The sequence below is a fragment of the Streptomyces purpurascens genome, from assembly GCF_045040895.1.
Taxonomy (GTDB): Bacteria; Actinomycetota; Actinomycetes; order Streptomycetales; family Streptomycetaceae; genus Streptomyces; species Streptomyces purpurascens.
Genome location: NZ_CP108341.1, coordinates 8,675,751 through 8,687,935 on the forward strand (window position 1 = coordinate 8,675,751; position 12,185 = coordinate 8,687,935).

Sequence of the window (12,185 nt, forward strand, 5' to 3'; positions counted from 1 at the left end):
GCTGACCGGCGAACGGTCAGCTCCAGGCCCGGTACGGCTCGTCCAGCAGTTGGAAGACCGGCTCGCCCCGTACCGGGTCCTTGGCGGTGGACAGCCGCACCCGGTCCCCGCTGTGGATGCCGATCGGCGGGCCCATCACCCGGCCGCGCACGACGAACCCCTCGGCCATCTCGATCATGGACACATTGCGCGCCGCGGGCGTGTTGCGGTGCACCACCGTGGAGTGGCGCACCGTGCCCGCGCCCTCGCTGCGCTCCGTCCGCAGGTCGCTGCCCCGGCAGACCGGACACAGCAGGCGGTGGAACATGGCGGTGCCGCACCAGGTGCAGCGCTGGAAGAGGATGGCATCCGTGTCCTGGCCCCTCGGGTCGAGGAGACCCGTCGAAGAGCCGGCTGCCTGCTGAGTCACGCTTCCTGAGTGGTGGTACACGCTGGTCAACTCCCTGCACTCGGGCGGAATCCCGGGTGCGCGGTCACCCGCGCACAGGTGTGCCCGGTTCGCCGTGCCACCGTGCACGCAGCACAGCGTATGGCACTCAGTGCCACTCGTAAAGGCACTCCGTACCCTCAAATGTGCGGACCCTCAGGCCGTCCCAGCGTCGACTCGATCTCCTGCACGACCCGCCACAGAGGCGCTCCGCGCCGCGAGACGACGACCACCACGTCCTCCGGCTGCGGGTCCGCCACGGCTGCCGGCGCCTCCCCGAACGCCGACTGCACGTACGCCAGCGCGTGGTCCACCGTGGCGCTCGCCTCGTCCTGTCCGTCCGAACGCAGCCAGGAGCGCAGCGCGTTGTTGTGCGCCGCGACCACCGCCGCCGCGATCACGTCGGCCTGCAGGGTCCCGTCCCGGCGGACCGCGAAACGCCGGCGCAGATACTCGGCGAGGGCGCGCTCGTAGCGCCACACCACCGACAGTTCGTAGGCGCGCAGCCCGGGGACCTGCTTGGTCAGGCGGTAGCGCTGTACGGAGAACGTCGGGTTCTCGGCATACATCCGCAGCACGAGCCGGGCCGCGTCACAGACCCTCCGCACGGGCTCGTCGTCATCGGAGCCCTCCGCCAGGAAGGCCGTCATGTCGGCCAGGCATCGCTCGTGGTCCGGGAAGACCACGTCCTCCTTGGAGGGGAAGTAGCGGAAGAACGAGCGCCGTCCGACGCCGGCGAGCGCCACGATGTCGTCCACGGTGGTCTGCTCGTAACCCCGCTCGAGGAACAGCTGGAAGGCCGCCGCCACCAGGGCGTCCCGCATGGGCGGCTTTCCGTTCCCGAGGTCGGCTTTCTCGGAGCTCATGGGCTGGAACGTAGCACCCGAAAGGCCGCTCATGGCACTCAGTGCAGTCATAGGGAGGAACTGAGTGCTCTCTGAACTCCTGGCGCGGCAGCCGCGTATCTAGCGGCGGAACGATCCTCGAAGACGGGCGCCTCCGAGCCCGGACGGAAGGAGAGCAACGTGTCGACACCGTCCGAGCCCCGGCAGCCGCACGACGGCCCGGCCCTGGAACCCATCCGTGTCCTGCGCCCCCGCCGCACCGACGCGCTGGCGGAACTGATGCGGGAGTATCGGGAGCAGACCGCCTCCGCGTCCGGCGGTCCTCAGTCCGGCGGGTCCGGCGGCTACGAGTCCGTCACTCTGCCGGGACCCGCGCCCGGCTCCGAGGCCCTGACGCAGGAACTCCCGCCGGTCGCCCGCGCCCGCCGTGACGGCCATGCCGCACGCCCCGGATCCGGGCTGCGCCGCGCCGCCGTCGCGGTGGCGGTCGTCGCGGCGGCGGTGATCGGTTTCGGCGGTGCGCTTCTGCTCCGCGGCGGCGAGAAAACCGAGGACAGCGCGGCCCCCGCACCCCGCCCGACCGCGTCCGCCCCCACCCCCACACCGACCCCGCCCGTCGCGGCTCCGGCCGACCCGGACGGCCCCGGCACCCTCCGCGAGGGAGCCACCGGCCCCGAGGTGACCGAACTCCAGGAACGCCTCCTGCGCATCCCGGACGTCTACCGCGATGGCTCCACCAGCGGCAGCTACGACCCCACCCTGACCGCGGCGGTCGCCCGCTTCCAACTCTGGTACGGCATCCGCGGCGACGAAACGGGCGTCTACGGCAACGACACCCGCACGGCACTGGAATCCCGCACAGCACCGAACACGAGCTGACGGGCATCGCCGGGCCTGCCCGGTGGACCGCCTGGCGGTCGGGCCGCTTGCCGGACGGCATCGCCTGCCTCTGCCGTCGGGCGGCATCGGCCCCCACGGCGGCACCGTGTCCCGGGATGGCACCCCCACTCCCGGCATGGTGAGGTGATGCCGAGGGGCGTCAGCCACCGTGGTGGAGGAGTAGTGGTGTGGGCATGGACGCGTTCGTCGGTCGGCTGGATCCCGACATGTGCGTGGTCACGGCCGTCGCGGGCGGTGAACGGGCGGGCTGTCTGGTCGGGTTCGCCTCGCAGTGCTCGATCCGGCCCGTGCGGTTCGTGGTGTGGCTGTCCGAGCTCAACCACACCTTCCGGGTGGCCCGGAACGCCGAGGTGCTGGCCGTGCATCTGCTCGACCGTGAACAGCGCCGCCTCGCCGAGCTGTTCGGCGGGCAGACCGGCGACCGGACGGACAAGTTCCAGGGGCTGCGGTCGCGGGAGGCGTACGGCGGGGCCGTCGTCCTGGAGGACGTGCCGGCCTGGTTCGTCGGCCGGATCGTGACGCGTGCGGGGGGCGGCGACCACATCGGCTTCGTTCTCGACCCGGTCGAATGGGGCGGACAGGAGGCGTACGACGGTCCCCTGCTGCGCCTCTCCGACGCCCACACCATCGCGCCCGGTCACCCCGTCGACTGATCTCGCGCCCCGTATTTCGAACACCGGGCAACAGCTGGGAAAGGAGCGGGACGGCGGGGCCGACGGGCTTCACCCGGGGCCGGGGCGACGAGTGCGGTACCCCGTCCGCCGCGAAACTACCGCTCCCGCACCCTCGGAACCCGGACGTCCACGACGCACACGTCGTCCCGCCGCTCGTCCGGCAACATCTGCGCGAGCAACGGCCCCAACGACCCGGGCCCGTCGGTGTGCGGAGCCGCCACGGCCTCGGCGAGCCGCTCCAGACCCCGGTCGATGCTCTCCGGAGGGTGCTCGACCAGGCCGTCGGTGAAGAGGATGAGCCGGTCGCCCGGTTCTAGGCGGCACTCCGCCTCTTCGTAGACCGGCGTGGAGGTCGCCCCGAGCACCATGCCGCGGGGCCGGCGCAGATACCGTGCCTCGCCGTCCCGCAGCAGCAGGGGCGGGGGATGCCCGGCCTGGGCCCAGACCAGGCGCCGCTGCCGGGGGTTGTAGCGGGCCAGCACCATCGTGGCCGTCGCATGGGAGTCGCGGGAGTGCAGCAGCAGCGTGTTCAGCCGGGCGAGCGCGCCGGTCAGCGACGAGCCGGTGATGACCATGCCCTTCGCGGTGAAGCGGAGCTGGGCCATCGTGGCGACGGCGCCGACGCCGTGCCCGGCGACATCGCCCACCACCAGCAGCGCGCCGTCGTCGGGCAGTTCCACGGCGCTGAACCAGTCGCCGCCGACGTGCACACCCGACTGGGCGGGCAGATAGGCGACCTCGACGCGCAGTCCCGCCAGTTGCACCGGCCGGTTGGCCATCGGCAGCAGCGCGTGCTGAAGCCGGGACGCCAGGGTCCGCTCGGCCCGGAGCACGTCGTTCTGCGTGAGGATCGCCTGCTCGCTCTCGACCAGGGCCAGCTCCGCCCGTCGCCGGGCGGTCAAGTCCTGCACGACACCGTGCACTTCGACGGGCGTGCCGTGCATGTCGGCCACGGTCTCGGCCACCAGGCGCAGGTGCCGGATGACGCCGGACCTCCTGATGCGGAACGGCAGATCGAACGCCCGCCCGTCCTGGACGAGTGCGCGGACGGCACGGGTCAGCGCGGGCGCGTCCTCGGGCAGCGCGAGCTCCGGAAGACCGGCGAGACCCACCGGTCCGTCCGCCGGGTCCCGACCGAAGATGGCGAACACCTGGGTCGACCAGGAGGCCTCCAGCGTGGCCAGGTTCCAGTTCGCCCAGCCGATGTTGCCCAGCCGCTGGAGATCCGCGAGCCGCTGCTCCTGCCGGTCCGAGGAGCCGTGCCGGACCCAGCTGACGACCAGCGCGTCGCCCAGCCGAGCCACCCGCGCCGAGTACGTGGACAGCGCGGCGATGCCCGCCAGGACCTCCTCGTGCGCGAACGGCTCGCTCTCGTACGACTCCCCGGTGGTCAGCGTGTGCACGCAGCCCCACCACAGCGGCTCGCCCGCCAGGGCGGGCCGGAACTCCAGCAGCCGCCGCCCGGCCAGCTCCTCACCGGGACGGCCCAGCAGGTCGCCCGCCTGAGCGGTCGCGGCCTCCACCCGGAAGTCCTCGGGCTCACCCGTCGCGGCGGTGAGCGGGGTGAGCAGCATCGCCGCGAGCGGCAGCGCGTCGAACAGCGTCTGCACCACGTCCGTGGCGGCGTCGGCGGGCCGCTCCGGCGGTGCGTCGAAGGCGCGCAGCCGGCCGGCGCACAGCCCGGTGACGCCCCGCAGATGAGCGCGGTCGCGGGGCGTGAACGACCCGGCTCGGCCGCGCAGCACGCCGATGCAGACCCCGGCCGAGCCGGCCGCGGTCACGGGCAGCCAGGCACGCGACCGCCACTGCTCGGGAGGCTCCCCGATCAGCAGGTACCGCCGGGCGTCCATGGCGAAGTCCTCCAGCCAGCGCGGCTCGCCCGCCCGCAGCGCGTCCAGCGCGGCGATCCCGCTCAGCGGCGGCACCTGCCTCCACTGGGCGGCCAGCTTGTCCTCGATGCCGGCGTGCCCGATCAGGTCGAGGCCGCCGTCGGGCCTGCGGGCGTAGAGCATGACGGCGTCCGCCCTCATGTCAGGCGCGAGGTGCTCCAGCAGACACCGGGCGAGGTCGTGCGGTGTCGTCACCCGAACGAGGGCCTGGCCGAGGCGGGCCAGGGCGGCGGCGACGTCGTCCGGCGTGGCCGTCTCCTCCGGGACTCCGGACCCGGGGCCCGCGATGCCGGTGCCGACGGGACCGGTCGCCTCGCCCGGGTCGGGCGCGGCCGGCGCCAGACTCCCGAGCGTGATCCAGCACTCCTCCAGCAGGGTGTGACGGGCCGCCTTGGCCCGCTGGAGCAACTGCTCGCCGGCCGCGTCGGCGGAACACCCGGTCAGCGCCATCTCCGCGCCCGTGGCCCGCTCCACGACAGCGGACATCGCCGCCTGGTCGCGCAGCCGGTCCAGCTCGGCGCGCTGCCGGGCGACGATCTTGGCCAGCTCGACCAGGTCCGGTGCGGCACCGGGCTGCGCCGGCCTCACAGGCTCGCTCGTCACGCGTTGAGCATCGCACATCCGGGCCGGTTCGAAGACTGCCTTGTGCGCACGGACCGCCCGCGGATCCGCGGCGTCCTGCCCGCCCGTCCCGTCCGACCCCCCGCGCTGGTCAGTGGCCGTCTCGGGGATAGAGCCACAGCCGCAGCAGCCGGCTGAGCCGCGGCATCACCAGATAGGTCAGCACCGGCAGCAGCACCAGGGGAAACACAGCGGCCCGCAGCGGCAGCGGCCAGCCGGTGGTCTGCGGCGTCACCAGCCACTGGATGAGCAGGGTGAACGGATAGGCGCCGAGGAACGTCGTGAGGACCATCTTCCACCGGGGCGGGGCCTGCACCGTGGTGCCCGGCAGGCTGAACCACGTCTCCATCCCGGTGGTCGACTGGCGCTCGCTGCTGACCTCGGTGGCGATGTCCTCGATCTTCCGGTGCCAGTGCGCCCGCTCCTCGGACTCCAGCCAGGCGGCGAGCCGGTGCTGGTCGGACCAGCGCAGCACCGCGTGGAAGCGGTGGCCGTCCTCCGGTGTCAGCCAGGAGACGCCCTCGTTGCCCGGGAACTGCCTGGCGCAGCGGGCGATGCCGTGCGTCCACTCCTCGAACTCCCGCTCGTGGCCGGGGCGCACCTGCCAGGTCAGGACCGTGGTCACCGGCTCTCCGCGCCGGACTTCGGTGGTGCTCATTCCGTCACGTGTGCCACGCACGGCCCGGGTCATGCCTCCGGGGGATCCGGGTCACGGGTGGCGGTTCGCCTCCACCAGTGCCTGGGTGACCGCCCGGACGCTGCGCGCGATGTGCTGCAACTGCATGACCTCGGCCGCGTACAGCTTGATCGTGTGCTCGATGACGCCCTCGTGCAGGCCGAGACCGGGCAGGTCGGCGCGGGCGGTCTGCAGGGCGGTGCGGGCCACCCGGATCTCCTGCTGGACCTGGATCTGGGCGTGCCGGGCGAGGAGGACGGGGTGGCGGATGAACACGGGGTAGCCGCCGTAGCGCGAGGGCACCAGCTCGCGCAGCCACTTGGCCGCCGAGCGCTCCCAGTCGTAGCTCCCGGGGGTCTTGACCTGGCAGGGCCAGTCCGGGCTGATGCGCGTGGACGTCAGGGGCATGATCATCGCTTCCGGGTGTGCGGCGTCGTGAGGGTGGACGACGGGTCGGGGCGGCCCCGGCCTAGGGGATGGCCGGGGCCGCCACGGACACCCGGGACGCCGGAGCGGGTAGGACCCGGCCTCCTCGGGTGTGGAACGGATCCGGAAGGGCCGGGTCGCGATCCGTGAGCAGTATTTATATATGCCATCCGGTTTGCAAGGAGCATGAAAACATTCATGCGCGCTTTGTTGTGGATGATCCCTTTGTCTGGTCCCGCTGCCTGGCCGGCTGTCCGTCCGGCTGCCTGTCCCTCAGTCCCTGAGGAAGAAATGGTGCTGGTCGGCGACCTGTTCGTACTCCTCCAGCCGGGCCTGCGTCCGCTCAGGATCCGCGTCCGTCATGGCCTGCAGCAGCGCCGAGCACATCACGCCCGGGGCCGCGTAGGAGTCGAAGACCAGGCGCGATCCGGTGCCGGTGGCGAAGGCGACGTCGGCCTCGTCCGCGAGCGGCCCGAGCGCCAGGTCGGTGATCAGCGCGACCTTGAGCCCGGCGCCGCGTGCCACGCGCACGGCCGTCAGGGTCTCCTGCGCGTGCCGGGGCATGGAGAACGCCAGCACCCAGGTGCCGCCCGCCTCACGCGACTGCAGCAGCGCGTCGTAGGCGACACTGCCGCCCCGGGTCACGAGCCGTACGTCCGGGTGGATCCGCCGGGCGGCGTAGGCGAAGTACTCGGCGAGCGAGACGGAGATGCGCAGGCCGAGGACGGTCAGCGGGGTCGACGACGACAGCTTGCGGCCGATGTCGATCACCAGGTTCGGATCGGCGAGGTCCCGCCGCAGGTTCTCCAGGTTCTCGATCTCGGCGTCGACCGCCGCCTGCAGCTCGTTGCCCCGGATCTCCTCGGCCGGGCCGCCCGCGAGGGTGCCGAGCGCGATCGACTGGAGCTTCTCCCGCAGCGCCGGGTACCCGCTGAAGCCGACCGCCGAGGCGAACCGCGTCACCGAGGGCTGGCTCACGCCGACCCGGTCGGCGAGATCCGTGATCGACAGGAACGCCGCCTCGGTGATGTGCTCGATCAGGTACTGGGCGATGCGCCGCTGGCCAGGGGACAGCCGGGGACGGTCGAAGAGCGTTCGCAGCTGGGAGGACGGGGAGACCTCCGCTTCGGGTGCGGCCTTCCCCGAGGTGATCGCGGATGCCTGTGCGCGTGCCTGCTGCGGCGATGGCACCGGTGCGCCTCCTTCGTCTCCCATTGACGTTCAACATAGCCCACGCACCGTGGTGACCAGGGCTTCTCCGGACAGCACATGAGATGCCCGGCGCGTGGATACCCGGAGGCGATGCGGGAACCCGCCGCCCCAGAAGATCACGAGAGGAGTCACCGCCATGACCGTCCCCGAGGAGAACCGGCCCAAGACGCGGACCACGGACGAGAACCTGGAACACCGGGACGAGAACCCGTCCCGGCCGCCGGGCGCCACCGGCCGCACGCTGCGCGAGGCCCTGGAGGAGGCCGAGGTGCGACCCGACGACTACGACGAGCGATAGCACCACCCCCGGCCACTCCGACCGAACCGACGAAGCTTCCGGCAGGTGACACCGTATGGGCGCGCTGAGTGCGCTGGAAGAGACACTGGAAAATCGCTGGGACGCCCTGTGGGCGCGGGTCCTCGACAAGGACCCGGTCGAGGTCGTCGACGCCCTGCGACGCGAGTGCGACGACAACACCGTGGTGTGCGGGCAGGGCCGCGTCATGGTCCCCAACGCCTACGACGTGGAACTCGCCGACGAGGTGCACGACCGACTGGCCAGCCACAGCACCCATGTGTGCCAGGCCCTCACCGACAGCCTGGCCCGCCACGCGGAACGCAAGGGCTACGAGTTCGCGGGCCCGCTGGCGGTACACGTCGCCAGGTGCCCGGAGGTCCCCAACGGCCGCTACCGAGTGGCCAGTCGTGTCATGGAGCACGTGAGCGTGGACGGCTTCTTCGACGCGGCACACTGAGAACCGAACGCACGCTCAACGGCGATAGATCGTGATCGAGTGCCCGACATCGTCAACGGGGCGGCTGCCGCGGATCAACCCGGCCAGCCGCCCCGTCGCCTTCGCGGCCGCGGAGGCGGACACCACCAGCAACCCCCGCACATCACCGACGGGCATGCGACGCGGATCGGCGGACTCGATCCCGTAGAAGGCCGGCACCCCACTGCCCTTGTACACGAGCCACACCCGCTCACCCGCGTACCGCTCCTCCCGCAACCGCTCCGCGAGCCGCCCGAGATCCTGTCCCCAGTCCACATTGGAGTCGTGCAACCGCTCCCGCGTCCGGCCCGGGCCTCCGAACGCCTCGTTGGAGTACGGCAGATAGCAGGGAAACGTACGCACCGAACTGACCGCGACGAACAGCACCAGCGCCCCCACCAGACCGGGCACCCACAGCCGTCGCGCCACGAGAAGGCAACCCGCCGCCACCGCGAGAAACAGCGGCAGGAAGACGGCGTACCGCGTGCCGAAGTCCCGCGCCCCCTGCATGGCCACCACCAGCAGCACCACAGGAGCGGCCAGCACATACGGTGCCGCCGGCCGCGACCGCCGCACCGCGATCACCACCACCGCACCGCAGACCCACAGGCCGAGCATCCCCAGCGGCGTCTTCACCAGCAGCGCGGCCGGCAGGTAGTACCAGAGCGAGCCCGAGTACAGCCGGCCGAAGAGAAAGCCCTGCCACGGACGGTTCTCCAGACCGAACTGGACCCGCATCCCGTCCCGGTACGCCTCCGGGAACGGCAGCAGCTCGACCAGCAGCCCCCGCAACCCCCGCACGTTCGGCACATGCTGCTCGGGAGCCCAGCGCAGCCGCGGATCGACCATCACATACGTGGCCCACACGACCGCGACCGAGGCCAGCGCCACCACACCCGCGCCCGCGACCGCCCGCGCCAGAGCCCGGTCCCGGCCGCCCGCCGACGCGTGCCACACCGATACGGCGCCCAGGGCCATGAACACCGGTACGGCGGGGAGCGTGCTCATCCTCGTCGCCAGGGCCGCCCCCAGCGCCACCCCGGCGAGTGGTACGTACAGCCCGGGTCTGTGGCGGGCCCGCCACAGCAGCCACGCCGACGTCAGCACGAAACCCGCGGCCGGCACATCGAGCGTCGCGAGTGAGCCGTGGGCGATGACGTCGGGGCAGAAGCAGTACAACGCGAGCGCGGTCAACGCCCCTGCCGTCCCGGCCAGTTCACGGGCGAAGGCGAACACGACCAGACCGAAGAGCAGCGTCAGCGCGATCACGGGGAGGCGGGCCCACAGCATCAGCCGCCACGGGTCGTTGCCCGACTCGTAGAGCAGGTGCCGTCCCAGCCTGCCCTGGTCTCCGGTGAAGGAGGGGTCGATGCGCGGATCCGCGAGGGCCACCCCGGCGCCGATGACCAGCTTGCCGAGCGGCGGATGCTCGGGGTTGTGGCGCAGCCGGTGCTCGTGCGTGTACTCGGCGGCCGCGCCCACGTACACCGGTTCGTCGATGGTCGGGGTCTGTTGCACGGCGGTCGTGACCATCGCGAAGGCCATCTGCGCGAGCAGCACGACCACCAGAAGTGCCACCGGCCACCGTCTGGCCGACCGACGCGTCGCCCCCGCCGGTGACGGGGGCGGCAGCGACAGCGGCCGCGGGACGGCGGGAGCGATCCGGAGGTCCCTCATGGGCCCACTCTGCATCAGCCCCCGCCGCGCACGGCGTCACCGCCGCACGAGTCGTACCGACAGGCCCTCCGAGGTGTGCACGGGTACGGCCCGCAGCGTGTCGGAATCCAGCTCGACGCGGGCGAACCCGCCGCGCAGTGCCGGAGCGGACAGGACCGGGACGGTCGTCCCCGCGACCGGGGGGCGCTCGGTGTCGAGCCGCAGCGACAGCACGCTGCCCCGGCCCAGCAGGACCCGCCGGCTCACCGTGAGCGCCGGGCCGTGGTTCTTGCGGAGCGGCAGCTCCAGCGTCGACTCGCCTTCCTGGACGTAGGAGCCGCGCACCCGCAGGACCTTGTCCGTGCGGAGCGTGCCGCCGGTGACCCGGACGTCGCCCTCGCCCAGGGCGTTGGGCGACGCGGCGACCAGCACGCCGTCCTCGACGACGGTCCCGCCGTGGTAGCGGTTGTGGCCCGTGAGGGTGAGCGTGCCGGTGCCGCGCTTGGTCAGCCCGCCGTCGCCCTCGATGTCGTTGCGCCAGCTGTCCGCCGCGTGGAAGCCGCCGGCCGCCGCGTCCAGCGTCACGGTGACGTCGTGGTCGAAGGCGGCGTAGCCGTCCGCGGCGGCGAACAGGTTCAGCCGGCCCCACTGCTCGAAGCCGTCCAGCAGGACGTACCCGGAGGGCAGTGCGGTCGTGCGCAGCACCTCGCGCCGCTGGGCCGCGTCCAGGTAGGGCAGCCGCGTCTCCAGCAGGACCTCCGCGCCCTTCGGCACGGTGAGCGGGTCCTTGCGGCCGCGGCGGGGCAGGACGTACGTCAACCGGGGCTCGATCGCCCGGGCGTTCTCCTCACGGTCGGCGTACGCGTCACCGGCGTCCGCGTGCGCGTGGGCGTACAGGGTGTCCGCGGTGGTGCCGGTCCGCTGTGTGAAGTAGGCGAGGGCCTGCGCGCGTGCCGCCGCCTTGAGCTCCGCGTTCGCCGGGTCGGCCAGTGTCGCCGCGGTCAGGGCGGTGGCCATGATCCGGCCGCCGAGAACGTCGACGGTGGAGTGCATGCCCGACATGATCCGGGTGTGACTCAGCTCGAACGCCCGCGTCACGAGTTCCTGGAACCGCTCGGGCACCGCGTACGCGTAGGCCAGTCCGGCCAGGTGGAAGGCGTTGGTGTGGCCGCTCGGGAAACCGCCGTCCTCCTTGGGCTCCTCGGAGCGCTGGCGCAGCAGCTGCGGGGCGACGACCACCTCCGAGTCGTACACCGGGTAGCCGAGCGCGTCCTTCTTGCCGGTGTCGACGACCTCGCTGTCCTCGTTCATCCGCCACGGACGCGGGTACTGGAAGGCGAACTTGCCGGGGTTGCCCGAGGCGAACGGCCCGCGCACCGTGTCGACCAGCTTGGCCACCTTGCCGAGCTCCGAGTCGTAGGAGCCGGCGCCGAGCGCGGATCCGGCCGGGGCGTCGGCGGGCACGGCGTCGTTGATCTTGCCGGCGGGCGTGCCGTCCGGGGCGCTGGTGATCGACGTGACGGCCTTGGCACCCGTCTTGTACAGCTCGGCGAGCGGACCCAGCCCGGCGATCATGGCGTAACTCTGGTGCTGGCGGTCGTAGAGGAAGGCCTCCTTCGCCTGGGCCTCGGTGCGGGCCGTCGTGATCCGGGCGCAGTAGCGCATGTTGGCGCGCAGCACCTCGCGGTCCAGGACCCGGCCGGTGTCCCAGGCGCCGCCGGTCTTCCACACCTTCGACATGCCGCCCAGGATCCGGACGACCGCGTTGGTCTCGGGGGTCAGGTTCGTCGTGACGTTCGACTTGTAGTCGTCGACGAACGCGGCGGGACCGGTGGCGGCCTTCGCGTCGGCGGCGGTGAGCCAGGTGGCGAAGGCCGGTGCGGCGAGCAGGCCCGCGGAGGCCCCGAGGGAGGTCTTGAGGAAGCCCCGTCGGTCGACGGTTGCGGTGCTGCGGTGCCCGGCTGATGACGGCATGCGGTGCGCCTCTCTTGAGTTCTGCGACGGGTGCTTCGGCCGTACGGCCGGGAGATGGTGCAGAGTGTGCGACTCGGGGTGCCTCTGGCGACTTCTGTGGCACCTGTTGCGT

At 72.3% G+C, this 12,185-nt stretch carries 12 protein-coding genes; 4 read left to right on the forward strand and 8 right to left on the reverse strand.

The genetic code is table 11. The features are described from left to right. Window positions 1-16: 16 nt before the first annotated feature. Complete coding sequence (locus OHU35_RS39395; protein WP_189727622.1) at window positions 17-430, reverse strand: Zn-ribbon domain-containing OB-fold protein; 414 nt, start codon at window positions 428-430, stop codon at window positions 17-19. A gap of 137 nt (window positions 431-567) precedes the next feature. After that, on the reverse strand, window positions 568-1,293 hold the full coding sequence (locus OHU35_RS39400) for a TetR family transcriptional regulator (protein WP_372498818.1): 726 nt from the start codon (window positions 1,291-1,293) through the stop codon (window positions 568-570). 159 nt (window positions 1,294-1,452) lie between these two features. Between OHU35_RS39400 and OHU35_RS39405 the strand changes: the two genes are divergently transcribed. Together OHU35_RS39405 and OHU35_RS39410 are read left to right on the forward strand one after the other, a co-directional pair. Next, window positions 1,453-2,151 (forward strand): peptidoglycan-binding protein, encoded by a 699-nt coding sequence (locus OHU35_RS39405; protein WP_189727620.1) that lies wholly within the window; start codon window positions 1,453-1,455, stop codon window positions 2,149-2,151. Between the two features lie 194 nt (window positions 2,152-2,345). Next, on the forward strand, window positions 2,346-2,825 hold the full coding sequence (locus OHU35_RS39410) for a flavin reductase family protein (RefSeq protein ID WP_189727617.1): 480 nt from the start codon (window positions 2,346-2,348) through the stop codon (window positions 2,823-2,825). A 116-nt stretch (window positions 2,826-2,941) separates the two neighbouring features. Here OHU35_RS39410 and OHU35_RS39415 read toward each other — a convergent pair whose 3' ends face one another. The 4 genes from OHU35_RS39415 to OHU35_RS39430 form a co-directional block, all read right to left on the reverse strand. Next, window positions 2,942-5,356 carry a GAF domain-containing SpoIIE family protein phosphatase gene (locus OHU35_RS39415; protein ID WP_189727615.1) on the reverse strand — a complete coding sequence of 805 codons (2,415 nt, stop codon included), beginning with the start codon at window positions 5,354-5,356 and terminating at the stop codon, window positions 2,942-2,944. Between the two features lie 91 nt (window positions 5,357-5,447). Beyond that, window positions 5,448-6,014, reverse strand: coding sequence for an antibiotic biosynthesis monooxygenase (locus OHU35_RS39420; RefSeq protein ID WP_189727613.1), 567 nt, complete (start codon window positions 6,012-6,014; stop codon window positions 5,448-5,450). A gap of 51 nt (window positions 6,015-6,065) precedes the next feature. Continuing rightward, on the reverse strand, window positions 6,066-6,446 hold the full coding sequence (locus OHU35_RS39425; RefSeq protein ID WP_189727612.1) for a hypothetical protein: 381 nt from the start codon (window positions 6,444-6,446) through the stop codon (window positions 6,066-6,068). 285 nt (window positions 6,447-6,731) lie between these two features. Then, a complete protein-coding gene (locus OHU35_RS39430) occupies window positions 6,732-7,673 on the reverse strand; it encodes a MurR/RpiR family transcriptional regulator (protein WP_189727611.1) in 942 nt (313 codons plus the stop codon). A gap of 133 nt (window positions 7,674-7,806) precedes the next feature. Here OHU35_RS39430 and OHU35_RS39435 point away from each other — a divergent pair, with 133 nt between their 5' ends. Together OHU35_RS39435 and OHU35_RS39440 are read left to right on the forward strand one after the other, a co-directional pair. Beyond that, window positions 7,807-7,968, forward strand: coding sequence for a hypothetical protein (locus OHU35_RS39435; protein WP_189727610.1), 162 nt, complete (start codon window positions 7,807-7,809; stop codon window positions 7,966-7,968). Window positions 7,969-8,023: 55 nt separating this feature from the next. Further along, entirely contained in the window at window positions 8,024-8,425 is a 402-nt protein-coding gene (locus OHU35_RS39440) for a DUF3662 domain-containing protein (protein ID WP_189727609.1), read from the forward strand. A 15-nt stretch (window positions 8,426-8,440) separates the two neighbouring features. Here the strand turns inward: OHU35_RS39440 and OHU35_RS39445 are convergent, their stop codons facing one another. Together OHU35_RS39445 and OHU35_RS39450 are read right to left on the reverse strand one after the other, a co-directional pair. Beyond that, window positions 8,441-9,988 carry a glycosyltransferase family 39 protein gene (locus OHU35_RS39445; protein WP_229873239.1) on the reverse strand — a complete coding sequence of 516 codons (1,548 nt, stop codon included), beginning with the start codon at window positions 9,986-9,988 and terminating at the stop codon, window positions 8,441-8,443. A gap of 168 nt (window positions 9,989-10,156) precedes the next feature. After that, a complete protein-coding gene (locus tag OHU35_RS39450) occupies window positions 10,157-12,073 on the reverse strand; it encodes a phosphatase PAP2 family protein (RefSeq protein ID WP_189727607.1) in 1,917 nt (638 codons plus the stop codon). Between the last annotated feature and the right edge of the window lie 112 nt (window positions 12,074-12,185).